At 65.4% G+C, this 25,153-nt stretch carries 25 protein-coding genes; 13 read left to right on the forward strand and 12 right to left on the reverse strand.

The features are described 5' to 3' along the window. Positions 1–11: 11 nt before the first annotated feature. Entirely contained in the window at positions 12–869 is an 858-nt protein-coding gene (locus tag Q8S30_RS00490; RefSeq protein ID WP_305664087.1) for a toll/interleukin-1 receptor domain-containing protein, read from the reverse strand. Positions 870–1,009: 140 nt separating this feature from the next. On the opposite strand from Q8S30_RS00490, the gene Q8S30_RS00495 reads away from it, so the two are divergent. Continuing rightward, entirely contained in the window at positions 1,010–1,546 is a 537-nt protein-coding gene (locus Q8S30_RS00495) for an adenine phosphoribosyltransferase (RefSeq protein WP_305664088.1), read from the forward strand. Between the two features lie 177 nt (positions 1,547–1,723). Here the strand turns inward: Q8S30_RS00495 and Q8S30_RS00500 are convergent, their stop codons facing one another. The 10 genes from Q8S30_RS00500 to coxB all read right to left on the reverse strand — a co-directional run bounded on the left by Q8S30_RS00500 (position 1,724) and on the right by coxB (position 10,670). Beyond that, complete coding sequence (locus Q8S30_RS00500; protein WP_305664089.1) at positions 1,724–3,166, reverse strand: FAD-binding oxidoreductase; 1,443 nt, start codon at positions 3,164–3,166, stop codon at positions 1,724–1,726. Between the two features lie 66 nt (positions 3,167–3,232). Then, positions 3,233–3,817, reverse strand: coding sequence for a GNAT family N-acetyltransferase (locus tag Q8S30_RS00505; protein WP_305664090.1), 585 nt, complete (start codon positions 3,815–3,817; stop codon positions 3,233–3,235). Further along, positions 3,817–5,079 carry a pitrilysin family protein gene (locus Q8S30_RS00510; RefSeq protein ID WP_305664091.1) on the reverse strand — a complete coding sequence of 421 codons (1,263 nt, stop codon included), beginning with the start codon at positions 5,077–5,079 and terminating at the stop codon, positions 3,817–3,819. The genes Q8S30_RS00505 and Q8S30_RS00510 overlap by 1 nt, the downstream gene beginning before the upstream one ends. After that, entirely contained in the window at positions 5,076–6,467 is a 1,392-nt protein-coding gene (gene thrC / locus Q8S30_RS00515; RefSeq protein WP_305664092.1) for a threonine synthase, read from the reverse strand. The genes Q8S30_RS00510 and thrC overlap by 4 nt, the downstream gene beginning before the upstream one ends. Positions 6,468–6,479: 12 nt before the next feature. After that, positions 6,480–7,157, reverse strand: coding sequence for an SURF1 family protein (locus tag Q8S30_RS00520; protein WP_305664093.1), 678 nt, complete (start codon positions 7,155–7,157; stop codon positions 6,480–6,482). A 78-nt stretch (positions 7,158–7,235) separates the two neighbouring features. Then, positions 7,236–8,036 (reverse strand): cytochrome c oxidase subunit 3, encoded by an 801-nt coding sequence (locus tag Q8S30_RS00525; protein WP_305664094.1) that lies wholly within the window; start codon positions 8,034–8,036, stop codon positions 7,236–7,238. 23 nt (positions 8,037–8,059) lie between these two features. Beyond that, positions 8,060–8,638: a cytochrome c oxidase assembly protein gene (locus tag Q8S30_RS00530; protein ID WP_305664095.1), complete on the reverse strand. Its 579-nt coding sequence runs from the start codon at positions 8,636–8,638 to the stop codon at positions 8,060–8,062. Beyond that, positions 8,638–8,829, reverse strand: coding sequence for a hypothetical protein (locus Q8S30_RS00535; RefSeq protein WP_305664096.1), 192 nt, complete (start codon positions 8,827–8,829; stop codon positions 8,638–8,640). Before Q8S30_RS00535 ends, Q8S30_RS00530 begins: the two co-directional genes overlap by 1 nt. A gap of 4 nt (positions 8,830–8,833) precedes the next feature. After that, complete coding sequence (gene cyoE, locus Q8S30_RS00540) at positions 8,834–9,766, reverse strand: heme o synthase (protein WP_305664097.1); 933 nt, start codon at positions 9,764–9,766, stop codon at positions 8,834–8,836. A gap of 61 nt (positions 9,767–9,827) precedes the next feature. Further along, positions 9,828–10,670 carry a cytochrome c oxidase subunit II gene (gene coxB, locus Q8S30_RS00545; RefSeq protein ID WP_305664187.1) on the reverse strand — a complete coding sequence of 281 codons (843 nt, stop codon included), beginning with the start codon at positions 10,668–10,670 and terminating at the stop codon, positions 9,828–9,830. A gap of 192 nt (positions 10,671–10,862) precedes the next feature. On the opposite strand from coxB, the gene tldD reads away from it, so the two are divergent. The 6 genes from tldD to Q8S30_RS00575 all read left to right on the forward strand — a co-directional run bounded on the left by tldD (position 10,863) and on the right by Q8S30_RS00575 (position 18,474). After that, positions 10,863–12,284 carry a metalloprotease TldD gene (gene tldD / locus Q8S30_RS00550; RefSeq protein ID WP_305664188.1) on the forward strand — a complete coding sequence of 474 codons (1,422 nt, stop codon included), beginning with the start codon at positions 10,863–10,865 and terminating at the stop codon, positions 12,282–12,284. Positions 12,285–12,617: 333 nt separating this feature from the next. Continuing rightward, on the forward strand, positions 12,618–13,793 hold the full coding sequence (gene dprA / locus Q8S30_RS00555; protein WP_305664098.1) for a DNA-processing protein DprA: 1,176 nt from the start codon (positions 12,618–12,620) through the stop codon (positions 13,791–13,793). A 280-nt stretch (positions 13,794–14,073) separates the two neighbouring features. After that, positions 14,074–16,773, forward strand: coding sequence for a type I DNA topoisomerase (topA, locus tag Q8S30_RS00560; RefSeq protein ID WP_305664099.1), 2,700 nt, complete (start codon positions 14,074–14,076; stop codon positions 16,771–16,773). Positions 16,774–16,866: 93 nt separating this feature from the next. Next, entirely contained in the window at positions 16,867–17,571 is a 705-nt protein-coding gene (locus tag Q8S30_RS00565) for a CoA transferase subunit A (RefSeq protein WP_305664100.1), read from the forward strand. After that, the gene (locus Q8S30_RS00570; protein WP_305664189.1) at positions 17,568–18,197 is read left to right on the forward strand and encodes a 3-oxoacid CoA-transferase subunit B; all 630 of its coding nucleotides are present in this window, start codon (positions 17,568–17,570) and stop codon (positions 18,195–18,197) included. Before Q8S30_RS00565 ends, Q8S30_RS00570 begins: the two co-directional genes overlap by 4 nt. Continuing rightward, positions 18,190–18,474 (forward strand): GNAT family N-acetyltransferase, encoded by a 285-nt coding sequence (locus Q8S30_RS00575; protein WP_305664101.1) that lies wholly within the window; start codon positions 18,190–18,192, stop codon positions 18,472–18,474. The genes Q8S30_RS00570 and Q8S30_RS00575 overlap by 8 nt, the downstream gene beginning before the upstream one ends. Here the strand turns inward: Q8S30_RS00575 and Q8S30_RS00580 are convergent. Further along, positions 18,471–19,313, reverse strand: coding sequence for a lytic transglycosylase domain-containing protein (locus tag Q8S30_RS00580; protein ID WP_371135406.1), 843 nt, complete (start codon positions 19,311–19,313; stop codon positions 18,471–18,473). The genes Q8S30_RS00575 and Q8S30_RS00580 overlap by 4 nt on opposite strands. Before the next feature lie 291 nt (positions 19,314–19,604). Here Q8S30_RS00580 and Q8S30_RS00585 point away from each other — a divergent pair, with 291 nt between their 5' ends. From Q8S30_RS00585 to Q8S30_RS00610, 6 genes are all read left to right on the forward strand, one after another. Continuing rightward, a complete protein-coding gene (locus Q8S30_RS00585) occupies positions 19,605–19,808 on the forward strand; it encodes a Flp family type IVb pilin (RefSeq protein ID WP_305664102.1) in 204 nt (67 codons plus the stop codon). Between the two features lie 275 nt (positions 19,809–20,083). Then, positions 20,084–20,287, forward strand: a complete 204-nt coding sequence (locus tag Q8S30_RS00590; protein ID WP_305664103.1) for a Flp family type IVb pilin — start codon at positions 20,084–20,086, stop codon at positions 20,285–20,287. Positions 20,288–20,552: 265 nt separating this feature from the next. Continuing rightward, the gene (gene cpaB, locus Q8S30_RS00595; RefSeq protein WP_305664104.1) at positions 20,553–21,392 is read left to right on the forward strand and encodes a Flp pilus assembly protein CpaB; all 840 of its coding nucleotides are present in this window, start codon (positions 20,553–20,555) and stop codon (positions 21,390–21,392) included. A 225-nt stretch (positions 21,393–21,617) separates the two neighbouring features. Beyond that, positions 21,618–22,994 carry a type II and III secretion system protein family protein gene (locus Q8S30_RS00600; protein WP_305664105.1) on the forward strand — a complete coding sequence of 459 codons (1,377 nt, stop codon included), beginning with the start codon at positions 21,618–21,620 and terminating at the stop codon, positions 22,992–22,994. A 4-nt stretch (positions 22,995–22,998) separates the two neighbouring features. Further along, entirely contained in the window at positions 22,999–23,643 is a 645-nt protein-coding gene (locus Q8S30_RS00605; RefSeq protein WP_305664106.1) for an OmpA family protein, read from the forward strand. Between the two features lie 207 nt (positions 23,644–23,850). Next, positions 23,851–25,119 carry an AAA family ATPase gene (locus Q8S30_RS00610; RefSeq protein ID WP_305664107.1) on the forward strand — a complete coding sequence of 423 codons (1,269 nt, stop codon included), beginning with the start codon at positions 23,851–23,853 and terminating at the stop codon, positions 25,117–25,119. The last annotated feature ends 34 nt before the right edge of the window (positions 25,120–25,153 follow it).

The following is a 25,153-nucleotide window of genomic DNA, read 5'->3' on the forward strand; positions in this document are numbered from 1 at the left end:
GGCGTTACCCACTAGGACGGCACCGTAGCCTGCAAGTGCTTGAACGCAACGTGAAGGTTGTTGTCCAAGTAGACCACTGTATCCATTCCATTATCTTCACCAAGCCGCCGATAGTTATAGATCAGCAAGTACTTCCCCAGTCCCGGAGGCTCAACCTTCGATACCACATGCTGCGGAAAATTATCGGACAAAACACCCGTCATCGGATTTCTTTCAAGATCCGCTGTCACTGCGCCTAACAACTGCTTGGCAAACTTTAGAGCCTTCCCGGCCACCAAGGCGCGCTCAAACTGCCCTTGGCTGCTGATTTCATATACCTTGAGTTCGCTCACGACAACATAAGGAAAATTCTCGCTGTGGTCGACAAACGTTAGCCTAATTATCCAGCTCCCCTCTATCTCTTGATCGCCTGCGCGCTTCCAATCAATCGAGTAGTCAGTATGAAAATCTGGCCCCTCAAATCGGGACAGGGTTGGATTGGATATTCTTGCCAACGATCGATCTACGAGGTCGAAAGCCTTGTCAGGGTCTACCCTGAAGTCGGCGTATAGCTTATCACGAAGGAAAATGGGTATCTTACAGTCGTCAATAACAACTGGCAAAACAAGGGTTTTATTCTCCTCGAGCTCCCTAACAAGTCCCGCCGTGAGTTCTCTTTTGCACCAATTCGACTCAACGGAACTCTTAGAAAGTATAACGAGTATTGCGCTTGATTCTGTTAAGATACCTTCTATTTTGGCAGTTAATGAATCGCCAACATTCAATTCCCAACGATCCATCCAAACATGATGCTTCGCGCGAACCAAATTGGCAGCGAGCGTATCGACAAACTCACTGTCTTGGTGGCTGTAGCTAATGAAAATCGCCATAGCGCTCACCCTAGGATTTCTTGCGCCCCAACTTTTACACATCCAAACTGCTCAGCCAAGCGAGAAAGCTGTACAACTCTTCCCTATAGAAGTACGACCTTCAAAATTTCAGCCATAACCCATCCCACCCGGAGCCCCCCATGCAAACCAAATCCATCCGCGACCATATCCGCACCATCGTGGATTTCCCGCATGAGGGGATCTTGTTCCGCGACGTGACCACGCTCTTCGCCGATCCGCGGGGCTTCCGCATGGCGATCGACCAGCTCCTGCATCCCTGGGCCGGCAGCCGGATCGACAAGGTGGTGGGGCTCGAGGCGCGGGGTTTCATCCTGGGCGGCGCGGTGGCGCATCAGCTCTCGGTCGGCTTCGTGCCGATCCGCAAGAAGGGCAAGCTGCCCGGCCCGACCATCGCCGAACACTACACGCTTGAATATGGCGAGGCGGTGGTCGAGATCCATGACGACGCCCTGCAACCGGGCGAGAAGGTGCTGATCGTCGATGACCTGCTGGCCACGGGCGGCACCTGCGCGGCCGGCATCAAGCTGGTGGAGCGGCTGGGGGCCGAGGTGGTGGGCTGCGCCTTCGTGGTCGACTTGCCCGACCTTGGCGGCCATGCACTGCTGGACCGGATGGGGATGAACGTCCACACGCTCTGCGCGTTTGAGGGAAAATAAGGCGCTCCGCGCCGGCGAGGGACAGTAACCGCTCCAGTCATCGCTAACGGAAGGGTAACCCGAATCGCCCTACACCTTGCCCTGCCTGAAGGTTCAGGGCTGCTTGCATACGACACGTGAACCCAAAGCACCGCACCTCGCCGTTTCCCCCCGGCGGGGTGCACCTTTCTCCGGGCCCTACGCCCGCTCCGCCAGCAACGCCCCCGGGTTCATGATCCCCAGGGGATCGATCGCCGCCTTGATCGCGCGCAGCACCGCCAGCTTGGCCGGATCGCCATAGCGCTCCATATCGCTTGTCTTCAGCCGCCCGACCCCATGCTCGGCGCTGACCGAACCACCCAGCCCATCCGCAATGTCATGCACGCAGGTCTTGATCGCCTCGCGCTGGTTGTCATGCTCGGCGCGGGCATGGCCCGGCATCGGGAACACGTTGAAATGCAGGTTGCCATCGCCGACATGGCCAAAGCAGTTGATGCGGAAGCTGCCGATCCCCGCCAGCGCCGCCTCTGCCGCGCTGATGAACCCCGGGATCTCCGACAGCGGCACCGAGATGTCATGCGAGCTGACGGCCCCGATCTTCCGGTTCGCATCCGGCAGGCTTTCCCGCAGCCGCCACAGCTCCGCCTGCTGCCCGGCGCTTTGCGCAATGACGCCGTCGCTGACCAGCCCCGCCTCCGACGCCGCCACGAACAGCTCCTCCAGCGCCTCTTGCGGGTCGAGGCCCCGCGGCAGGCCAAGCTCGATCAGCACCATCCACTCAGGCCGGCCGGCAAAGGGTTGCCGCACCTCGGGCATCACTTCATCGAGGAACAGCAGACCCTGCTTCGAGATCAGCTCAAACGCGGACACGCAGCCCGCCAGCCGTTCCTCGGCCAGCGCCAGCAGCTCCAGCGCCGCGGCGGGGCTCTCCACCACCAGCATCGCGGTGCCGATCCCCGCAGGGCGCGGCACCATCCGCAAGGCGGCGGCGGTGATCACCCCCAGCGTGCCTTCCGACCCGATCAGCAGATGGCGCAGGTCATAGCCGCTGTTGTCCTTGCGCAGCCGCTTCAGCCCGTTCAGCACCGACCCGTCGGGCAGCACCGCCTCCACGCCCAGACAGAGGTCACGGATATTGCCATAGCGCAGCACATTCACCCCGCCAGCGTTGGTCGCCAGGTTGCCGCCGATCCGCGCCGAGCCCTGCGAGGCCAGCGTCAGCGGGAACATCCGCCCCGCCGCCAGCGCCGCCTCCTGCACCTCGGCCAGCGTCGCGCCCGCCTCCACCACCAGCACATTCTCGGCCGGGAACACCGCCCGCACCGCCGCCATCCGCTCCAGCGACAGGATCAGCGGCGCGGGGCCGGTCTCCATCACCTGCCCACCGACAAGTCCGGTGCCGCCGCCAAAGGGTACGATCCCCACCCGCGCCTCGGCGCAGGCGCGCACCACCGTCGCGACCTCGGCGGTATTGCGCGGCCGGGCCAGCACCTCCCCCGTCCCGCGCCAACGGCCGCGCGGTTCTTCCAGATAGCGGGGCCCGGGGGCCGAGATCGTTCCGGGCGGCAGCAGTCCCTCCAGCCGCGCGGCAAAACCGGCATCAGCGGCGTTCAGCGGTGCAGGGCGGGTTGGGTGCGGCATGTCGGTCCTCCTGTGGCCTGAGGTAAACCATCCGAGGCCGCGCTCGGCAAGTCAGCCAACGCCCGTTCAGCCGACGTCTGTGCGCCCGCGCCGGTCGCTGCGCAGGTTGGAATAGAGCACATGGTTCCGCCAGCGCCCGTTGATCTGCAGATAGCTCTGCGCGACGCCCTCATACTTGAAGCCCGATTTCTCCAGCACCCCGCGCGAGGCCATGTTCTCGGGCAGGCAAGCCGCCTCGATGCGGCTCAGGTCCAGCTGGGTGAAGCCGTGATGCACCACCGCGCGGATCGCCTCGCGCATATAGCCGCGCCGGGCATAGGGCTCGCCGACCCAATAGCCAAGCGTCCCCGACTGCGCCGGGCCGCGGCGGATATTGTCCAGCGTGATCGCCCCCAGCAGCGCGTCATCCTCGCGCCGGATCAGGAACAGTGGCAGCGCGGTGCCCTGCAATTCGGCCCGCGCCGCCCAATAGACGCGGTGGGTAAAGGCGCGGCGGCCGAGGTGATCCTCGGCCCAGGTCGGCTCCCACGGCGCAAGGAACGCGGCGCTTTGGGCGCGCAGGCCCGACCAGTCGCGGAAATCGGAATGGGCAGGCAGGCGCAGCACCATGCGCTCGGTGTCGATCCGGACCTTGCGGCGCCGGGAAAGCATCAGGCGGCAAGCCGTTCGCGCAAGATCTCCAGCCCCGGAGCGCGGTCGACAGGTCCGTACAGCGCCAGCGCCGACTGCCCTGCCCCGGCCATGCGCCCGGCAAAGCCGCGCACGGCGTCGCGGGTGACACCGTCGATCTTCTCGGCCGCCTCCACCACATCCGGCACCCGGCCCCAGATCGCCAGCATCCGCGCCATCCGCTCCGCCCGGCTCGACGGGCTTTCCAGCCCCATCAGCAGCCCGGCCTTCATCTGCGCCCGCGCCCGCGCCACCTCGGCCTCGGTCATGTCATCGGCGGCGCGCTTCAGCTCATCCACCGTCAGCCCGCAGAGCTCGCCGATCTCTTCCGACGAGGTGCCGGCATAGATCGTCATCATCCCGGTATCTTCATAAGCCCCGGCCTGCGCGAAGATCGAATAGCACAGCCCCCGCTCTTCGCGGATCTTCTGGAACAGCCGGCTCGACATGCCGCCCCCAAGCGCGGTGGCATAGACCTGCGAGACATAGACATCCTCGTCGCGGTAGCCCGGCGCCTCGAAGGCCAGCGCGAAATGCACCTGCTCCAGATCCTTGATCTCGCGCCGTTCCGAGCCCAGCCACAGCGCCGGTTGCAGCAGCGAGTTGCCCACCGGCTTCAGATGGCCAAAGATATCCTCGGCCAGCCGCACCAGCAGGTCATGGTCCACCGCGCCCGCCGCCGACAGCACCATCTGGTCCGGCCCGTAATGCTCGGACACGAAGCGCTCAAAGTCAGCGCGGCCGAAGGCCGAGACGCGTTCCGCCGGGCCAAGGATGGTGCGGCCAAGCGCCTGATCGGGATAGGCCGCCTCTTGCAGCCAGTCGAAGATGATGTCGTCGGGCGTATCCAGCGCCTGCCCGATCTCCTGCAAGATCACATGGCGCTCTGTCTCGATTTCCTTCGGGTCGAAGGCCGGATTCAGCACGATGTCGGAAATCACGTCCAGCGCCAGCGGCACGTCGGCGGCCAGCACACGGGCGTAATAGGCGGTCATCTCGCGGCTGGTATAGGCGTTGATATAGCCCCCCACATCCTCGATCTCTTCGGCGATCTGCAGCGCAGTGCGGCGCTTGGTGCCCTTGAACGCCATATGCTCCAGGAAATGCGCGATGCCGTTCTGCTCGGCCCGCTCATGCCGGCCGCCCGCATTGACCCAGATCCCGACGGCGGCCGAGGCAAGGGCAGGCATCACCTCGGTGACGATGCGGAATCCATTGGGTAGAGTCGTGAGTCTGACGGTCAAGGGGCACGCCTTTCAAGGACCAGCGCTTCGAGCGCGGCAAGATCGTTCGGAACGCGCGTCACCCGTTCGGGCCGATCAAACATGTCGGCCATGCGGGGGGGCAACGCGGGGCGGATGCCGGTGGCGGCCTGAACGGCATCCGGGAACTTCGCCGGATGCGCGGTGGCCAGCGTCACCATCGGCGCCTCGGCCCTGATATGGGCATTCGCCACGAAAACCCCAACCGCCGAATGCGGGCACAGCAATTCACCGGTTTCCGCCAGCGTCGCCTTGATGGTCTCCGACGTCTGCGGCTCGGAACAGCGGCCCGAGGCAAAGGTCTCGCGCAGCAGCTGCAGCGCGCCCTGGCTGACGGTGAAGCCGCCGGTCGCCTTCAGCTCGTCCATCAGCTGCGCCACCGCCGCGCCATCGCCGCCATAGGCATAGAACAGCGCGCGTTCGAAGTTGGACGACACCTGAATATCCATCGACGGGCTGATCGACGGGCGCACCCCGTCCATCTCATACCGGCCCGTGGTCAGGCAGCGGTGCAGGATGTCGTTCTGATTGGTCGCCACCACCAGCCTGCCAATCGGCAGGCCCATCTGCCGCGCGATATAGCCCGCGAAGATGTCGCCGAAATTCCCCGTGGGCACGGTGAAATCCACCTGCCGCAGCGGCGCGCCAAGGCTGACGGCAGCGGTGAAGTAATAGACCACCTGCGCCAGCACCCGCGCCCAGTTGATGGAGTTCACACCGGCCAGCCCCACCGTATCGCGGAAGGCGAAGTCGTTGAACATGTCCTTCAGCTTACCCTGGCAATCGTCGAAATCGCCGTCCAGCGCCAGCGCGTGGACATTGGCCTCCACCGGCGTGGTCATCTGCCGGCGCTGCACATCCGACACCCGGCCATGCGGGAACAGGATGAACACATCGACATTCGGCAGCCCCCGGAACGCCTCGATCGCCGCCGACCCGGTATCGCCCGAGGTCGCGCCAACGATCGTCACCCGCCGCCCCTCGCGCCCGAGCGCGATCTGGAACAGCTGGCCGATCAGCTGCATGGCAAAGTCCTTGAAGGCCAGCGTCGGCCCGTGGAACAGCTCGCACAGGAAATGCCCCGGTGCCAGCTGCACCAGCGGTGCCCGCGCGGCATGGCCGAAGCCTGCATAGGCGGCGGCAATCGCGCGGCGCAACTCTTCCTCGCTGAAGGTCTCGCCCAGGAAGGGCCGCATCACCCGGAACGCCACCTCCTCATAGGGCAGCCCCGCCAGCGCCGCGATTTCCTCAGCGGTCATGGTCGGGATCGTCTCGGGCACGTAAAGGCCACCGTCGCGGGCAAGGCCGGTCAGCATCGCCTCGCCAAAGGAAAGCACCGGGGCCTGCCCCCGGGTCGAGATGTAGCGCATGAAGCCTGCCTCTCAGATGGTTCGTTGCCTGATACGCCACAGAAGATACGCTGTCATCCCCGCCCAGACGGCCGCAAGCGAAAACCAGGTCAAAGCATAGCCCAGATGGTCATTCGGGATGCCTGCGGTCGTCACCGGCACCGGAATGATGCCCTGCGCATCCCCCGTCACGCCCCGCGCGACCACCAGCACCGGCTCTGCCCCCAGATGCGCGGCCATGGCGGGAACGTCCCGCGCGAACCAGATGTTGCGGCCGAGGTCGGGCTCGGGCGTGTTGCTGCTCGCCTCCTCGGGCCAGTGCAGATTGCCGCTCACGGTCAGCTCCACCGGCGCGCGCGCCGCATCCTTGCCCACCTCGGGCAGGAACCCACGGTCCAGCAGGATCCGCCGCCCCTCCGCCGTCTCGAAGGCGGTGATCACCTCATAGCCCGGCCCGATGCCCTTCATCCCCGTCAGCATATGCAGCTCCGGCCCCACGGTCCGGCCCGTCACCGCCACGGGCTGATACTTGCCGCCCTCGCTCGTCTCGCCCTGCGCCGGCAGGGGCGCGGGCGCGGCGGCCATCTGCGCCTCGATCTGCGCCAGCGCCGCCTCTTTCCACTCCAGCCGCCGCAGCTGCCACAGGCCAAGGTTGACGAGGATCGCCACCCCGACAATGCCAAGGATCAGCGGAAAGACAATGCGGCGCATGGGAGGGCTCCTTCACGGGCAAAGCGCGCGGCCTTGCGGCCCCGCGCTTTGCAATTTCGGCAGGCGTTCGAAAAAGGCTTATGCGCCCCAGATATAGACCGCCGCGAACAGGAACAGCCAGACCACATCGACGAAGTGCCAGTACCAGGCCGCCGCCTCGAAGCCGACATGGCTTTCCTGCGTGAAGTGGCCCTTCATCGCCCGCACCATGCAGATGAACAGGAAGATCGTCCCGATGATGACGTGGAAACCGTGGAAGCCGGTCGCCATGAAGAAGTTCGCGCCATAGATGTTGCCGGCAAAGCCAAAGGCCGCGTGGCTGTATTCATAGGCCTGGAAGAAGGTGAAGATCGCACCCAGAGCAATCGCCAGCGCCAGGCCCTGGATCATGTCCTTGCGGTTGTTCTCATGCACGAAGGCATGGTGCGCCCAGGTCGCCGCCATGCCCGAGCACAGCAGGATCAGCGTGTTGATCAGCGGCAGGTGCCAGGGGTCGAACACCTCGATCCCCGCAGGCGGCCAGACGCCCATGGTCGCCGGATAGTTCTCCGCCATCGGATACATGGCGTGCTTGAAGAACGACCAGAACCATGCGGCGAAGAACATCACTTCGGACATGATGAACAGGATGAAGCCGTACCGCAGGCCGATCCGCACAACCGGCGTATGATCCCCTGCCTGGTTCTCGGTGATCGTGTCCGCCCACCAGCCGTACATGGTGTACAGCACCAGCACGAGGCCGATCACGAACATCCAGGGCGTCATGCCCTTCATGAACAGGACGCCCCCGAAGAGCATCACGAAGGCGCCGACCGCCGACAGGAACGGCCAGAGCGACGGCGGCAAGATGTGGTAGTCGTGGTTCTTGGCGTGCGCCATGTCGATGTCCCCGTGGCCTTGGATCAGTTGACTGTAGCCGAAGGCACGGGCGCGGCAAGCGCCGCCTGCTCTTCGGGCAATTCGGTTTGGTAGAACGTATAGCTCAGCGTGATGTGCTTGACCTTGCTGGCATCGCGCGAGGTGACCATCGCCGGATCGACATAGAAGCTGACCGGCATCGTCACCCGCTCGCCGGGCGCAAGCACCTGCTGTTCGAAGCAGAAGCACTGGATCTTGGTGAAGTAATACCCCGCCGCATCCGGCGCGACATTATAGCTGGCGGTGCCGGCGACGGGTTGGTCGGTCGGGTTGTAGGCCTCGTAGAAGGCGAGCCCGGTCTCGCCGATGCGCAACGTCACCTGACGCTCCACCGGCTTGAACTCCCAGGGCATCCCCGGCGCAACGTTCGAATCGAAGCGGATGGTGACGGTACGGTCGAGGATCTCGTCCGAGGCGGTTTCGGCCACATTGGTCGTGCCGCCATAGCCCGTCACCCGGCAGAACCAGTCGTAGAAGGGCACCGCCGCAAAGGACAGCGACACCATCACCACGGCCACGCCGGCCAACTTCACCGCCATGCGGGCATTGGGATCGCGCGGCATCATTGGCCCACCTCCGGCTGAACCAGCTCGGGCCGCGGCGCATGGTCATAGGCCTGCATCGGGTTGCCCTGCGAGACCTTGACGATGGTCAGCCCGAAGACCAGCGCCACGAAGGCCGCCAGCACCAGCCCAAGGCCGAGGTTGCGCCCGAAGCGGCGGGTATGAAGCTCGTGATCGCGTCCGAATGCCATGATGTTACCAGCCTCCCAGCCCGTAGGGGCGCAGCGCGGCTTCCGCCAGCAGGGCCCCGAAATGCAGGAACAGATAGGCCAGCGAGAAGCGGAAGAAAGCCTTTTCCACCGCATAGCCATCGGCAATCGCCGTCTCTTCGCTGCGCGCGCGGATGCGCCAGGCACCGCGGATGAAGCCCGCGTTCAGCACCAACGCCACCGCCATATAGATCGGCCCGCCAATGGACGTGAAGCCAAGGCCCAGCCCAACCGGCGCCAGCGCCAGCGTATAAGCCAGGATGTGATTGCGCGTCACCTTGCGGCCGTGGGTCACGGTCAGCATCGGCACGCCAGCATTCGCGTAGTCTTCCTTCATGAACAGCGCCAGCGCCCAGAAGTGGGGCGGCGTCCACATGAAGATCAGCGCAAACATCAGCACCGATTCCGCAGAAACCCCGCCCGTGGCGACGGCCCAGCCGATCATCGGCGGGAAGGCCCCCGCCGCACCCCCGATCACGATGTTCTGCGGGGTCGAGCGCTTCAGCCACATCGTATAGACGACAGCATAGAAGAAGATCGTGAAGGCCAGGAACGCGGCCGCGAACCAGTTCGCCGCCAGCCCCAGCATCACGACCGAAATCCCCGACAGCACGAGGCCAAGGCCAAGCGCATCCCCGGCGGCGATCTTGCCAGCGGGCACCGGGCGCCCGCGGGTGCGGTTCATCACCCGGTCGATATCGGCATCATACCACATGTTCAGCGCGCCAGAGGCGCCGCCCCCCAAGGCGATGAACAGGATCGAGGTGAAAGCGACCAGCGGATGCACCTGCACCGGCGCCACCAGCAGCCCGACCAGCGCCGTGAACACGACAAGCGACATGACGCGCGGCTTCAGCAGCGCGACATAGTCGCCGAACTGGGCTTCGGGGCTCTGGTCGAGGGCGGTCAGGTCGGTCATGCTAGTCCTCCGGGTGGGGCGGGCGCCGCGGCGCCCTGCCCTGCCTTCTGCGCGGTGTGGCTCAGTCGGCCGAAGCCACCGTCAGCGGCGCCGGGATCCCGGCAAACAGCTCACGTGCGCGGCCGAGCCAGGCGGCATATTCCGCATCGCTGACCACCTTCACCGTGATGGGCATGTAAGCATGGTCCTTGCCGCAGAGTTCCGAGCACTGGCCGAAATAGATGCCCTCACGCTCTGCCTTGAACCACAGTTCCGCCACACGGCCCGGCACGGCGTCTTGCTTCACCGCAAAGGCCGGCACCGTCCACGAATGGATCACGTCGGCGCCGGTCACCTGCACCACGATGGTCTTGTTCACCGGAACGACCATCGCATTGTCCACGGCCAGCAGATACTCGTCCTCGGCATAGCCGTATTCGGCAAGCTCGTCCTTCGCCAGCATCAGGCTGTCGAAGGCCAGTTCCTCATCGGGATATTCATAGCCCCAGTACCACTGGAACCCGGTCGCCTTGATGGTGATGTCGGCGGTCGGGATCTCCTGCTGCTTGAACAGGATCGGCAGCGAGAACGACCCGATCACCACCAGAATCAGCACCGGAACCAGCGTCCAGCCGATCTCCAGCGGGGTGTTGTGGGTGAATTTCGCCGGGGTCGGGTTCACCCGCTGGTTGAACCGGAAGATGGCGATCAGCAGCAGCGCCACCACGAAGATCGTGATCGCGGTGATGATATACAGCAGCATCCCGTCCAGCCATTGCTGGTCGCGCGCCAGTTCGGTCGCTGCGGGCTGGAAGCCCATCGCGCCCTCATGGGCCTTGCCCACGGTCTCAAGCCCGGTGATCCCGTCCTGCGCCATCGCCATGCCGGCGACGAAAACCGAGGAAAGGACGGCCCCAGGGCCCATCAGCTTCGTTGCAAAACGCATCATGTGTTCCCGTTCCCAAAGGCGGCTCTCCCTGCCACCCGCGCGCGCCCTGCCCATTTCGCAAGGCGCGTTGTAAGACGGGATTCTAAAATCATATTGTCCCCAAGGCGACAAGCGAAACCGTGCGACAGGGTGACGCTTTTGATCCAGATCATGGACGAGGAAATACACATGCAGGCGCAGCAATTCTCCCCCTTCGACACCCATCTGGACAAGGAACAGGCGCTGGTGGTCCTGCGTGCGGCAACCCTGGGCGCCGAGGATGGCGAGCTGTTTCTTGAGCGCACAAGGTCTGAATCCCTGGTCTTCGATGACGGGCGCGTGCGCAGCGCCAGCTATGACGCCAGCGAAGGATTCGGCCTGCGCGCGGTGCTGGGTGAGGTCGCAGGCTACGCCCATTCCACCGAAATATCCGAACCCGCGCTGCGCCGTGCCGCCGAAACCGCCCGTCTGGCGGTCGGCAATGGCGGCGGCACGCTCGCCCCTGCCCCGGCCGGCACCAACCGCCGACTCTACAGCGATGCCGACCCGATGGCCGATGCGATCTTCTCGGCCAAGCTTGATACCTTGCGCGAGATCGACGCCTTCGCCCGCGCCCTCGACCCGCGGGTGATGCAGGTCACCGCCTCGGTTTCTGCATCGCATCAGGAGGTGACGATCCTGCGCCCCGAGGGCGGCATCGTCTCCGACATCCGGCCGATGGCGCGTCTGAATGTCGCAGTCATCGTCGAGCAGTCCGGCCGCCGCGAATCCGGCAGCGCCGGCGGCGGCGGCAGATTCGGCCTCGGCGGCCTCTTGCAGCGCGGCCATTGGGAATCGGTCGCGCGGGAGGCGCTGCGCATCGCGCTGGTCAATCTCGATGCCGAACCCGCCCCCGCCGGTATGATGGACGTGGCACTTGGCCCGGGCTGGCCCGGCATCTTGCTGCATGAAGCTATCGGCCACGGGCTGGAGGGGGACTTCAACCGCAAGAAATCCTCGGCCTTCGCCGGGCTGATGGGCCAGCGTATCGCCGCGCCGGGGGTGACGGTGCTCGATGACGGCACCCTGCCAGACCGCCGCGGCTCGATCAGCGTCGATGATGAAGGCACGCCCTCGGCCCGCAATGTGCTGATCGAGGATGGCATCCTCGTCGGCTTCATGCAGGACCGACAGAATGCCCGGCTGATGGGCGTCGCCCCCACCGGCAATGGCCGCCGCGAAAGCCACGCCCATGCACCGATGCCGCGGATGACCAACACCTACATGCTGGGCGGCGAGACCCGCCCCGAGGATGTGGTGGCCGAGGTCAAGGACGGCATCTGGGCCGTCGGCTTTGGCGGCGGGCAGGTCGACATCACCAGCGGCAAGTTCGTGTTCTCCTGCACCGAGGCTTACCGGGTCAGGAACGGCGTCGTCGGCAACCCGGTGAAGGGCGCCACCCTGATCGGCGATGGCGCCACCGCGCTCCGCCAGATCCGCGCCATAGGCAATGACATGGCGCTGGATCCCGGCATGGGCAATTGCGGCAAGGCCGGCCAATGGGTGCCGGTCGGCGTCGGCCAGCCGACGCTGTTGATCGGCGGGCTGACGGTGGGGGGATCTGCGGCGTAGGGGGGCCATACCCCCTGCCTTGGCGAAGGCCATCGCCTTCGCCACACCGTGGCTTCGCAATTTGCACCGGACGGGCCCCCAAAGGGCCCGGCCAGCGCCCGCCCCGCCCCCGGCGGGCGCTTCTCGCCCGCCAGGTCGGGCGCTGTCCTCAGCCGGTTTCGTGCTGCCAGCGGCTCCGGGAGCATCCGTCCCGCACGGGCGGGGTCGAGGCAGTGCCTCGCCTGTTCCCGCCCGAACCAAGCATCCCACACCCCCAAAACGAATCATTCATCGTAAACCGCTTGTTAACCTTACGTCCGCTATACCGGGCTTGCGAATGAGGCGGGGCGGCGAATGGACAACGGTTTGTTTTCTCTTCCCACCCCCTTCACCCCACCCACCACGGAAGAAGATGAACTCGTCTGGCTCCGTCTCATTCGTTCCCGCAAGGTCGGCCCCATCACCTTCTGGCGGCTGCTCGGCGAATATGGCTCTGCCATCGCCGCCCTTGAGGCGCTCCCCGAAGTTGCCCGCGCCGCCGGCGTCACCGATTACTCCGCCTGCCCCGAAGGTGTCGCCCGCGCCGAAATGGCCGCCGCCCGCAAGGCCGGCGCCAGGCTGATCTGCAAGGGCCAGCCCGCCTACCCCGCCCGCCTTGCCGAACTCGCCGATGCCCCGCCGCTGATGTGGGCGCTCGGCAACCTCTCCCTCGCCGCCCGCCCGATGGTCGCCCTTGTCGGCGCCCGCAACGCCTCCTCCCTCGGCCTGCGCATGGCCCGGCGCCTGTCCGAAGGCCTCACCCGCGCCGGCTTCACCGTCGTCTCCGGCCTCGCCCGCGGCATCGACGCCGCGGCGCATGAGGCGGCTTTGGAGGGCGGAACCATCGCCGTGCAGGCCGGCGGCGTCGATGTGATCTACCCCAGCGAAAACACCAAACTCGCCACCGAGATTGCAAATCGCGGGCTGCGCCTGTCGGAACAGCCGATGGGCCTCGACCCGCAGGCACGGCACTTCCCACAGCGCAACCGCATCGTCTCGGGCCTGTCCGAGGCTGTGATCGTGGTCGAGGCGGCGATGCGCTCCGGCAGCCTCATCACCGCCCGCGAGGCGCTGGACCAGGGCCGCGAGGTGTTGGCTGTCCCCGGCCACCCCGTCGACGCCCGCGCGGGGGGCTGCAACGCGCTGATCCGTGACGGCGCGGTGCTGGTGCGCAACGTGGAGGACGTGATCGAGGCGCTGGCCGCCCGCGGCGTGCCGATCGCGGCGCCCCCGGCCCTGCACGAACCGCCGGCTCCCGAACCGCGCCCCCGGCCCAAGTCACCGCCCCCCGGCCAGACCCGAACCCTCGCGGAAACCGCCGCGCTCCACAGCCAGATCCTCGACCGGCTCGGCCCAAGCCCGCTGGCCGAAGATCAGCTGATCCGTGACCTCGCGATCCCCGCCGCCGCCGTCGCCCCCGAACTGCTGACGCTGGAGCTCGAAGGCCGCATCGCCCGCGCCCCCGGCGGCCTGCTGGCGCGGCTGAACTGACCGGCCCTGCGCCGCGATATGCAAATCGTATGCATGGTTTCCGCATGGGTTCCGCATGGTTTCCACATGCGCCGCCGCGGCCCCCGCTCATCGGCAGCCCCGCCCCGCGCCCGGACCATGTGGCAAATCGTATGTATGACATCTGTATGGGTTCTGTATGCGGTCCATATGCCGCGCGGCAGGCGACATTGACATTCCCTATCCCCAGCCCCCATGTTCCGCGGCCAAAGCGCAAGGCCCGCCCGGTGACGGTCCGCAGCGCACAGGTGAAGAGGATCTCATGGCCGTTGTCGTAGTCGAATCCCCCGCTAAGGCCAAGACGATCAACAAATATCTTGGACCGGACTATACGGTGCTGGCCTCCTTCGGCCATGTCCGCGACCTGCCCCCCAAGGACGGCTCGGTCGATACCGACAACGGCTTCGAGATGCTGTGGGAGATCGCCGCCGACAGCAAGAAACACATCCGCGCGATCACCGAAGCCCTGAAAACCGACGACACCCTGATCCTCGCCACCGACCCTGATCGGGAGGGCGAGGCGATTTCCTGGCACCTGCAAGAGGCCCTCGCCTCAAGCATCAAAAAGGGAAAAACCGTTCGCAGGGTTACATTTAACGCCATCACCAAGGCTGCGGTGACCGAGGCGATGGCCAACCCCCGCGAAGTCGACATGGAGCTGGTGCAGGCCTACCTCGCCCGCCGCGCCCTCGACTATCTCGTCGGCTTCAACCTCTCGCCGGTCCTCTGGCGCAAGCTGCCCGGCGCCAAATCCGCCGGCCGCGTGCAATCGGTCTGCCTGCGCCTGATCGTCGAGCGCGAGATGGAGATCGAGGCCTTCCGTGCCCGCGAATACTGGACGGTCACCGCCACGCTCCAGACCCCCCGCGGGCAAGAGTTCGAGGCGAAACTGACGGTTCTGGGCGGCAAGAAGCTCGACAAGTTCGACATCCCGACCACCGAAGCCGCCGAAATCGCTGTTCAAGCCGTCACCTCGCGCGACCTGACGGTGAAGGCGGTCGAATCCAAACCCGCCACCCGCAACCCCTACCCGCCCTTCATGACCTCGACCCTGCAGCAGGAAGCCAGCCGCAAGTTCGGCATGGGCGCCAAGGCCTGCATGTCGGCGGCGCAGCGGCTCTATGAGGCGGGCTACATCACCTATATGCGGACCGACGGCATCGACATGGCGCCCGAAGCGGTGATGGCCGCGCGGGCCGAGATCAAGGACCGCTTCGGCCCGACCTACGTGCCGGACAGCCCGCGCATGTATAAAAACAAGGCCAAGAACGCGCAGGAAGCGCATGAATGCATCCGCCCGACCGAGATGAGCCTGTCCCCCGACAAGCTTAAGGCGACAGAGACCGACCAGAAGCGCATCTATGACCTGATCTGGAAGCGCACCCTTGCCAGCCAGATGGCCGCCGCCCGGATGGAACGCACGACCGTGGACCTTGTGAGCCGCGATGCGCAGGTCGAACTGCGCGCCACCGGCCAGGTGATGATGTTCGACGGCTTCCTCAAGATCTATGACGAGGGCCGGGACGAGGATGACGGCGAAGACAGCGCCCGCCTGCCGCAGATCATGCAGGGCGAGGCCGTCGACAAGCGCGCCATCGCGCCCGAGCAGCACTTCACCCAGCCGCCGCCCCGCTATACCGAGGCGACGCTGGTCAAGCGCATGGAAGAGCTCGGCATCGGCCGCCCCTCGACCTATGCCAGCATCGTCACCACGATCCAGGACCGCGAATATGTCCGCAAGGACAAGAACCGCCTGATCCCCGAGGATAAGGGCCGGCTGGTGACGGCCTTCCTGACCAACTTCTTCCGCCGCTATGTGGAGTATGACTTCACCGCCGATCTGGAAGGCGAGCTCGACGACATCACCAATGGCAGCCGCGACTACAAGGACGTGCTCGCCCGGTTCTGGCGCGACTTCTCGGCCGCCATCGCCGAAACCGCCGATCTGCGCATCACCGAGGTGCTGGAGCGGATCGACGACTTCCTCGCCCCGCACCTCTACCCGGCGCGCGAGGATGGCACCGATCCGCGGGTCTGCCCAACCTGCGGCAAAGGGCGGCTGAACCTGAAGACGGCACGGTCCGGCGGGGCGTTCATCGGCTGCTCCAACTACCCCGATTGCCGCTACACCCGCCCCATCTCGCAGCCCGGCGGTGAGGAGGGCATGAACCTCAGCGGCGATGGCAAGCTTCTGGGGCATGACGAGGCCGGCCTGCCGATCAGCCTGCGCGCGGGGCGCTTTGGGCCTTACGTGCAGCGGGGCGAGGCCACGGCCGAGGCGCCCAAGCCGCCGCGGTCGAGCCTGCCCAAGGGCTGGTCGCCCGAAAGCATCGACCTGCCCCGCGCCATCTTGCTCTTGGACCTGCCGCGGCTGATCGGCACCCATCCCGAGGACGGCGCCCCGGTCGAGGCCGGGATCGGCCGCTTTGGCCCCTATGTGAAGCACAACTCCACCTATGCGAACCTGCCCGAGGTCGATGAGGTGTTCATCATCGGCATGAACCGGGCGGTCGAGGTTCTGGCGCAGAAATTCTCGCGCGGCGCCGGGCGCGGGGCTGCGGCGGCACCGCTGCGCGAGTTGGGGGAACATCCCTCGGGCGGGCCGTTGCAGGTGATGCCGGGCCGCTATGGGCCCTACATCAAATGGGGCAAGGTCAACGCCACCCTGCCCAAGGAGATGGAACCGGAGAGCATCACCTTCGACGAGGCGCTGGAACTGGTCGCTGCCAAGGCGTCGAAGGGCGGCAAGGGCAAGACTACCAAGGCCAAGGCGCCTGCAAAGAAGCCCGCCGCCAAGAAGGCGCCCGCCAAGGCGAAGGCCGCAGCGGCGGACGGCGATGCGGCCACCAAGGCCCCCGCCAAGCCGAAGGCTGCTGCCAAGCCCAAGGCCGCGGCCAAACCCAAAGCTGCCGCGAAACCGAAGGCTCCAGCCAAGCCTAAGCCGGCTGCCACCGAGGACTGACCCCATCGCCGCCGCCCTTGCTGCGCGGCGGCGATTGACACGTGCAGACCGGCTTGCCACAAGTTTGCCAATGTAGTGCGGGGAGGATCACGGATGAAGAAGGTCTATGCCAATGCGGCAGAGGCGCTGGACGGCTTGCTGTTCGACGGCATGTTCATCGCTGCGGGGGGCTTCGGCCTCTGCGGCATTCCCGAGCTGCTGATCGACGCGATCAAGGACGCCGGCACCAAGGACATCACCGTCGCCTCGAACAATTGCGGCGTGGATGATTTCGGGCTCGGCATCCTGCTGCAGACCCGGCAGATCAAGAAGATGATCTCTTCCTACGTTGGCGAGAATGCCGAGTTCATGCGGCAATACCTGTCGGGCGAGCTGGAGCTGGAATTCAACCCGCAAGGCACGCTGGCCGAACGGATGCGCGCCGGCGGCGCCGGCATTCCCGGCTTCTACACCAAGACCGGCGTCGGCACCGTGATCGCCGAGGGCAAGCCCCACATGGACTTCGACGGCGTGACCTATGTGCTGGAGCGCGGCATCGTCGCCGACCTCTCCATCGTCAAGGCCTGGAAGGCCGACACCTCGGGCAACCTCGTCTTCCGCAAGACCGCGCGCAACTTCAACCCGCCCGCCGCCACCTGCGGCAAGGTCTGCGTGGTCGAGGTCGAAGAGATCGTGCCGGTCGGCAGCCTCGACCCCGACACCATCCACCTGCCCGGCATCTATGTGACCCGCATCATCCAGGGCGAGCATGAGAAGCGGATCGAGAATCGCACCGTGCGGAACAAGGAGTCTGTCTGATGTGGGACCGCAACCAGATCGCTGCCCGCGCGGCGAAAGAGCTGCAGGACGGGATGTATGTGAACCTTGGCATCGGCATTCCGACGCTGGTGTCGAACTACATCCCCGAGGGCATGACCGTGACCCTGCAATCGGAAAACGGGATGCTGGGCATGGGCCCGTTCCCGACCGAGGATGAGGTCGATCCCGACCTGATCAACGCCGGCAAGCAGACCATCACCGAACTGCCGCACTCGGCCTATTTCGACTCTGCGCAAAGCTTTGCGATGATCCGCGGCGGCAAGATCGCCATGGCGATCCTCGGCGCGATGGAAGTGTCCGAAAAGGGCGACCTTGCGAACTGGATGATCCCGGGCAAGCTGGTCAAGGGCATGGGCGGCGCGATGGATCTTGTGGCGGGCGTCGGCCGCGTGGTCGTCGTGATGGATCACACCAGCAAGCATGGCGATTCGAAGGTGCTGAAGGACTGCACCCTGCCGCTGACCGGCAAGGCTGTGGTGGACCGGATCATCACCAACATGGCGGTGTTCGATGTGGTCGAAGGCGGGCTGAAGCTGCTCGAGATCGCCGATGGCGTCACCGAAGAGCAGGTGCGCGCTGCAACCGAGGCCACGATCGTTGACTGAGATCACGCGCGAGATCGACGGCAGCCGCGGCCGATACGTTATACGCCGCGGCGGCGAAGAGGCAGAGCTGACCTATTCCATCACCACGCCGACGCTGATCATCGCCGATCACACCGGCGTCCCGGACAGCTTTCGCGGCACCGGCGCGGGCAACGCGCTGGCGCTGCGGCTGGTGACGGATGCGCGGGCAGAGGGGGTCAGGATCGTGCCGCTCTGCCCCTTCGTGAACCGTTGGCGCGCGAAGCACCCGGACTGGGCCGACGTTTTCCAGGTCTAGCCGCGCACCCCGAACACGCAGCCGTCGGAGACCAGCTCCGGCGGCGTCAGGCACAGGCCCCGCGCCACCGACCAGGCGGCCAGCACCTTCGGCACATAGTCGCGCGTCTCGGCATAGGGCGGCACCCCGCCGTTCTTCTTGACCGCATTCTCGCCGGAGTTGTAGGCGGCCAGCACCATCAGCGGGTCGCGGTCGAATTCCTTCATCAGCCAGTCCAGATAGGCGACGCCGCCCTTGATGTTCTGCCCCGGCACGGTGGAATCGGCCACGCCGAACCGGCTCGCCGTCGCCGGGATCAGCTGCATCAGCCCCACAGCCCCGGCAGAGGAGACGGCCTCGGCCCGCCCCCCACTCTCCACCCCGATCACCGCCAGCACCAGCGCAGGCGACACTTCGGTGCCGATGGTCGCCATCAGGATATCGGCGCCATGCAGGCGGGCAATCTCCTGCATATGCTGCATCCGCGGCGCGCCGACGATGGCCCCGCCCGGCCCCTGCGCCAGCGCCGCCACCGCCTTGGGGAAGCGGCCCGCCTTGTCCCCCAGCGAGGGTGACACAAGGCCCCAGTACCAGTCATAGGCCCCCACCGGCGCTCCGCCGAGGCCCGCCGCCGCAGCCCCCGTCGGCATCGGCGTATCGGGCTTGGGCTGAACCGCCGCGAGCATCCGCGCCTGCTCGGCCGGGTCGATTTGCACGGTGATGCGCTTCTGGCCCGCCTGCGGCACGCCGATGCGCTTGAACGTGAAGTCGGGATAGGGCGCCGGAGTTTCCTCCGCCGCCATCGGCGCAAGCCCAAGGCCCGCGCAAAGCGCCATGATCCGTGCCACGTGCCGCGACATTGCGCGTCCTGCTGCTGACTGCTCGTTTCGGTTCAGGCAGTTTCCCTGCCCGCTTTGATTGCTGCCAGTGTCGCAAAATTTCGCCCCTTGCGCCACTGGTTCCGCACGGCGCCCGCCGCCGCCCCGGAACAGTCGCGGTAATCCCGCTAAAATACCCTTACCTCGCCCCAATCGCGCCACGTTCCGGGGGCAAAACATCCTCATACCGCAGCGGGGACGGGCCATTCATAGGCCGGCCCGAAAGATCCGGGGCGGGCGAGACAACAACGAGCAAACACCAGGAGAGACACCATGAAACTGATCAACCTGTTCAAGAACTTCCGCAACGACGAAGACGGCGCTGTCACCGTTGACTGGGTCGTGCTGACCGCTGCAGTCGTCGGCCTCGGGATCATCGCGATGGGCGCGATCAACACCGGCGTGGGCGATCTGACCACCGATATCGGGACCTCGCTCACCAACGTCGGTACGAACACCACCATCGCGGCAGAGTGAAACAACTACTCCGCGTCGCAAGGCGCCGGGGCTGCAGGGACCGCACCGCAAGGTGCGGTCCCTTTGCGTTTCTGCTGACCTTTCAGCCCCCGGAAATCGAGCGCGTAACCGCAAAATCAGCGTGAAAACGAACTGAAAATGCACCGGAAGCGCCCCAATCGCGCCACGATCCCCCGGCAAAACACCTTCATACCGCAGCGGGGACGGGCCAAGGCGAGGCCAGCCCGGACGATCCGGGGCGGGAGGCAGCAACGAGTGAACCCTGGAGAGACACCATGAAACTGATCAACCTGTTCAAGAACTTCCGCAACGACGAAGACGGCGCCGTCACCGTTGACTGGGTCGTGCTGACCGCCGCCGTCGTCGGCCTCGCCATCGCCGCCATGACCGCGATCAACAGCGGCGTGGGCGATCTGACCACCGATATCGGCACCTCGCTCACCAACGTCGGTACGAACACCACCATCGCGGCAGAGTGAAACAACTACTCCGCGTCGCAACGCGCCGGGGCTGCAGGGACCGCACCGCAAGGTGCGGTCCCTTTGCGTTCCGGGAGTCGCGCAACACAGGGACCGTACCGGCAAACGAGCAGCTACGCGTCAGGCACCCGCCCCGAAATACCCCTGCCTAGGCACGCTTCCACCAAGTTTCTGCCGCAATCGCGCAGCATATCTACACCCGATGCAGGCCGGAGCTTCCGCAATCCGCAACACGCCGCATCGCAAAGAGCAGAAGGATGACGTCATGAGGATGGTTTTTGGTCTGGTTCTGATCATAGGCGTCGGGCTTGCCGGCTTTGCGGTCTATATGGCGCAGGGCTATATCGCGCAGACACAGGCTGAGCGCGATTTGCTGCGCGCCGCCCAGGCCAGTGCAGTGCCGCTGGTCGATATCCTCGTGGTCAACTCCCCCAAGAAATATGGCGATCCGCTGACCCCTGAAGACGTGGTGCAGATCAAGTGGCAGGCCAATGCGGTCCCGGAAGGCGCCTTCACCGATGCGGCGGCGCTGTTCCCCGAGGGCGCGCCCGGCACACGGATCGTGCTGCGCGCGCTGGAAACCTACGAGCCGGTACTGGCCGTCAAGGTCACCGAGCCGGGCGAGGATGCGGGACTGACCTCGCGGCTGACCCGCGGGATGCGCGCCTTCACCATCCAGGTCGATGTCAGCAGCGGCGTGTCGGGTTTTCTGCGCCCCGGCGACCGGGTAGACGTGTACTGGACCGGCACCCAGCAGGGGCAGGATGTTACCAAACTGATCGATTCAACCGTGCGGCTGATCGCCGTCGACCAGCGGTCGGACTCCGATCAGGCCGACCTGGCCCAGATCGCCCGCACCGTCACCATCGAGGCGACACCGATGCAGGTTGCGGCGCTGACGCTGGCGCAATCCACGGGCCGACTGACGCTGGCGCTGGTCGGCAGCAACGATGACAGCCTGTTCAGCGAGGTCGAGGTGAACCGCGATCAGCTGCTGGGTGTGTCAGCAGCGCCGGTGATCGAGGTCGAGGCCGAGAAGGTCTGCACGATCCGCACCAACAAGGGCGGCCAAAGCGTGGAAACCAAGATCCCCTGCACCAACTAAGTGCTGAACCGGGCCTGATCGGGGCCGGAAGGCCTCTTTTGGCGGCACAGCATCTGGTGGAGCGCCCGTTTTTCCCGGCGATAGATAGGCAGCTCCTGCGGCGTTTTACGTAAATGTCGGCCTGCAACAGGTTGATTCTTGCAAAAAAACCACTTCTCGCGCATTCTGGCGAAAATTCGGGCGGCAAGACCCGGCAGAGGCGTGATCGAGAGGCAGGGTCAGCGGATGATTGGAAATGTTGTCAGGGCCGGCCTCATAGGGCTTGCCGCTACCATGGTGGCGGTGCCAATGGCCCGGTCCGAGGTGCTGCGGGTGATGAGCGGGTCGGTCTCGACCCCGCTGGCGGTGCCGATGAACCGCGCGGTCGTTGTCGAATCCGAAAGCCCCTTCGCGGAACTCTCCATCGCCAATCCCGGCATCGCCGACATCTCGACCCTCTCCGACCGTTCCATCTACGTTCTGGGCAAGGCCCCAGGCCGCACCACGCTGACGCTGCTGAGCGCCGATGGCAGGCTGATGACCAATGTCGAGGTGCAGGTCACCCCCGACATCGCCGAATTCAAGGAGCGCCTGCGCCAGGTGCTGCCGGGCGAGACGATCGAGGTGCGCACCGCCAATGACGGCATCGTGCTATCGGGCACGGTCTCGTCGATCGGATCGCTGGACCGCGCGCTGGAACTGGCGCAGCGCTACGCGCCCGAGCGCGTGTCGAACCTCATGAATGTGGGCGGCACCCAGCAAGTGATGCTGCAGGTCCGCTTTGCCGAAATGCAGCGGTCGGTGTCGAAGAACCTGTCTGCTTCGCTGGGCTTCGGTGCCTCGGGAAGCAGTGGTGTCAGCGGCGCATCGGGCAACATCGACGGTATCAACAACCTGGTCGGTGGCGGCACCGTGACGACTGCGGCCGCCGGCGCGCTTGGCGCAGTGCTGACCCGCGGCAGCTTCGAGATGGGCATCTTGCTTGAGGCGCTGGAATCCAAGGGCATGGTCCGCACGCTGGCAGAGCCGAACCTGACGGCCCTGTCGGGGCAGGAGGCAAGCTTCCTTGCGGGCGGCGAATACCCGATCCCGGTGGTAGATGACGAAGGGTCCATCGCCATCGAATACAAACCCTTCGGCGTGGAACTGGCCTTCATTCCGCGGGTCATCGATGGCGACATCATCAACCTGGAAATGTCGGCATCGGTCTCGGCCATCGACACCACGGTGACGGTGCAGAACGGCGGCTTCTCGGTCAACGCCTTCAAGCGTCGCGAGACCAAGACCACGGTCGAGATGCGCGACGGCGAAAGCTTTGCCATCGCCGGCCTGCTGCAGGACGATTTCAACGACCTGAACAGCCAGGTGCCGTGGCTGGGCGACATCCCGGTTCTGGGCGCGCTTTTCCGCAGCGCCGAATATGAACGCCGCCAGACAGAGTTGGTGATCATCGTCACCCCGCATCTGGTCACCCCGACCCGCGGCGATGCGCTGGCCCTGCCGACGGACAGGGTGCGGATCCCGACCGAGGCCGACCTGTTCTTGCGTGGCAAGACCACGGGCGCAGCGGCCGAAGTCGCCAAGCAGGATTTCACGGGGTCTTACGGCTATGTCATGGAGTGACCGGATGCGCTTTCGCAGCTTGATCGTGCTTCCGCTGGCGCTGACCGCGCTCGCCGCCTGTGACCCGGTGACAGAGGTGGGCGGCAAGATCGACGGAACCGAAGCCAACTTCGGCAACGCCACCATGAACAACACGATGATCCAGAGCGGCGACAGGTCCTATTCCATCAGCCTCACGCAACGATTTGCCGCGGAAGTGCCGGCGATGGTGACCTTCGCCTTCAACAGCGCCGCGCTGGACGGCAATGCGCAAGCTGCGCTGCGCCGGCAGGCCGATTTCATCCGCCAGTTCCCCGAGCTGCGCTTCCGTGTCTATGGGCATACCGATCTTGTCGGCTCCAACGCCTACAACAAATCGCTGGGGATGCGCCGCGCCCGGGCCGTCGTGGGGTATCTCTCGACGCTTGGCATCAGCCGTTCGCGGCTGGAGGCGGTTGTTTCCTATGGCGAAACCCAGCCCTTGGTGCTGAGCCAGGGGCCAGAGCAACGCAACCGCCGCACCGTCACGGAAGTGTCGGGCTTTGTTGCGAACCATCCGACGGTGCTGAACGGCAAATATGCCGAGGTGATCTTCCGCGAATATGTCGCCAGCGCTGTGCCTATATCCGCAGTGGGCGGCGAAGCAGGCGGCGCGGGCGGCGGCGAGTAACGCTCCCCCCGAGCAGAACGGATAGCCTCACAGCGCCCAGAGAGCTGTTTCGCAGCCCCGATCAGACCACCACCGTCTTCAAATTCCGCACAATTTGGATTTTTAAGCCGCATTCTTGCCTACATTGTCCCCCACCTTCCACCGCATGGATGAGTGAGACGACACCAGAGTCGCATCGCGCCTGGCAGTAAAAAAGGACATGAGGCAATGGGAAACGCAGCCCCCGCACTGCAGCCGGAACCGGCCCCGATCGTGGCCTGCACGGTCTCGCGCGATGTGGCGAACTTCGATCTGCTGATCGAGGATATGGAAGCGGAGCTTGGCGAAAGCTGGGGCGACCTCGCTTTTCCCGACGCCTTGAAATTCCTGGACCAGCCCGAGGCGAAGACCCTGGAGTTCATCGCCGTCGCGGTGGATGCCGAGGATGAGGCCGATCTGACCCGCGTATCCGGCATCATCAGCCGCGCCCGGGATCTGGGCATCCGCGTGATCCTGATCGCCGACGAGATCAGCCCCATCGCCCTGCACCACCTGCTGCGGATGGGGGCTGATGACTTCGTGCCCTATCCGCTGCCCGCGAATGCGCTGCACGAGGCCATCGAGCGGCTGAAAGAACCACCCCCCGCCGCGCCTGTCCACACCCATGCACATCCCGCCGCCAGCCACGCCGCGCCCGCCTTCAAGGCGACCGGCCAGCGTGACGGTGTTGTGCTGCCCGTGCATGGGCTGGCCGGTGGCACCGGCGCCTCGACCTTTGCAGTGAACCTTGCCTGGGAGCTGGCGACGCTGGTCAAGGATGGCGGTCCCCGCGTCTGCCTGCTGGATTTCGACTTCCAGATGGGGTCCGTCGCCACCTATCTCGACCTGCCGCGCCGCGAGGCGGTTTATGACATGCTGTCCGACACCTCGATGCTGGATGGCGACACGCTGCTGCAATCGATGCTGACCTTTCACGACCGCCTGCAGGTGCTGACCGCCCCGGCCGAGATGCTGCCGCTGGACATCGTCACCTCGGACGACATCAACCGCCTGATCGACGTGGCCCGCGACAATTTCGATTTCGTGGTGATCGACATGCCCTCGGCCGTGGTGCAATGGACCGAGGCGGTGCTGAATCAGGCCCATGTCTATTTCGTGCCCATCGAGTTGGACATGCGGTCTGCCCAGAACACGCTGCGGATGATCCGGGCGCTGAAATCCGAAGAGCTGCCGGTGGAAAAGCTGCGCTATGTGCTGAACCGGGCGCCGAAGTTCACCGACCTCTCGGCCAAGGGCCGCGTGAAGAGATTGGCCGAAAGCCTTGATATCACGATCGAATTGCAGCTCCCCGATGGCGGGCGGCAAGTGACGCAGGCCAATGACCACGGCCTGCCGCTGGCCACCGCCGCGGCCAAGAACCCGCTGCGCAAGGAAATCCAGAAACTGGCGAAATCGCTGTTCGACCTCAACCGCGCTGCAGAGGCCGGCAAGGTCTGAACGCCCGCCTCTGGTCCACAGTACAGGAATAGGT

It is taken from the genome of Frigidibacter sp., assembly GCF_030695035.1.
GTDB lineage: Bacteria > Pseudomonadota > Alphaproteobacteria > Rhodobacterales > Rhodobacteraceae > Frigidibacter.